Raw genomic sequence first — 1,486 nt, 5'->3', positions numbered from 1 at the left:
GCCTACATCCCAATGGCGGATCATTAAAGAAGGCGTTCCGCAGCCTATATCCCAATGGCGGAGCATTAAAGAAAAGAGTTTTATTATGCATTATAGCTGTTTTTCTGGAAGATGAGATGGGAGAGTGTTTTTTATAAACTCAAACTCCCATCTAATTTTTTGTCATTTTTCTCTTCAATCTTTTCAGTCCAATTTCTTCCGTTCAACTCTTCCTTAATATCTATACTTTAAGTACTTCTCAGTACTTTTCAGTTTTCTTGTACTTTTTAGTTTGGTTTTTAATTAATTTTTTAAAGTTATATCTTTTAATTAAGGCAAATATTTTTCTTATACCTTTGCGGTAAAAGCTTTTAGAAAATAGTTATTTGTCATATTAATCAAAAGTTCAAAGAATTGTAATTTCTCAAGATTGCCTTATGTTCCTTATGTAGCTTATAAAAAAATCTAGGTTGTAGTCTGAAAACATCAATATAGGCTATTAAAAGGTGGTAATCGTAAATCGAGTTGAGAAATTGATCTCATCAATATTAAAATCAAAACAAAAAACTACTAAAAATGACAAAACTAAAACTTTATAGTGTAGATTCTCATTATCTTCAATACTTATATCAGATTGACCCTGAAGTTTATTGTGTTCTCTCTAATCGTAAACAGTCTTATCCTTTAGTTGGATTGATTGTTGAACAAGTAGGAAGAGAATACTTTATTCCACTTACGGCAGCGAGAGATAAACATAAAAAGTTCAAAAATTCTTCTCGTGAACATTTTCTTATCTACGAATATATCGAAAAAGAAGACGTAAGCGAGGAGATGATTTGCGTAAAAACTAGAGATAAGTATAAGAAGATTTTAGCGGTAATTGAGATTAAGAAAATGATTCCTCTTGCTCAGGGTACTTATGCTCCGGTGAATTTTCTTGAAATTACGGATCACAAGTATTTAGCTCTTTTACAAAAAGAATACAACTTTTGTTTAAATATCGAAGAGTTAATTATAAAAAAGGCACGAGCAATTTATGAACAACAAAGAGAATCTAAGGTTGTTCATAGGTTTCATTGCAATTACTCTAAATTAGAAAAAGCTATGGCATTATGGCAGGAAAGGAATTTAGAAAGGAACTTAGATAAAGAGTGTAGATAATTGACAAAAGTGCTGTGAAAATAAAATCGCAACCCTAAGCTAAAAAATTATTAAATCTCAATGAGTTCTAATCTTAAAAAGACTTATAGTTTATAAGGAATATCTCTCTGCATGCAGAGAGCTATTTCTTAAAGAAAAAAGTTTTATAATTTATAAGAGATAGCTCTAGTTTTTTACGAAAAAATAAGAAGAATAAGAGATTTTTTACTTTTATTTTAAAGTGTCAAATGGTAGTTAGGTTTTTGTAAAACTCTATCAAAAGAACAAAACTCACTGAAATTAAGAATAATTAAGTACTTATTTTAAAAAATAGATACCTTTAAAATAGTACTTAAAAGTATAATAG

At 28.7% G+C, this 1,486-nt stretch carries 1 protein-coding gene; it reads left to right on the top strand.

Annotation, left to right across the window (positions count from 1 at the left end; genetic code table 11):
• Window positions 1-555: 555 nt before the first annotated feature.
• On the top strand, window positions 556-1,140 hold the full coding sequence (locus CKF59_RS04215; RefSeq protein ID WP_119534727.1) for a type III toxin-antitoxin system ToxN/AbiQ family toxin: 585 nt from the start codon (window positions 556-558) through the stop codon (window positions 1,138-1,140).
• Window positions 1,141-1,486 lie beyond the last annotated feature (346 nt).

It is taken from the genome of Psittacicella gerlachiana (assembly GCF_003585965.1).
GTDB classification, from domain to species: domain Bacteria; phylum Pseudomonadota; class Gammaproteobacteria; order Enterobacterales; family Psittacicellaceae; genus Psittacicella; species Psittacicella gerlachiana.
This window is presented reverse-complemented; position numbering and strand designations above follow the sequence as displayed.

Excerpts from the sequence above, each read along its gene's own strand:
- CKF59_RS04215 (WP_119534727.1), top strand. The coding sequence starts at position 556 with ATGACAAAACTAAAACTTTATAGTGTAGATTCTCATTATCTTCAATAC.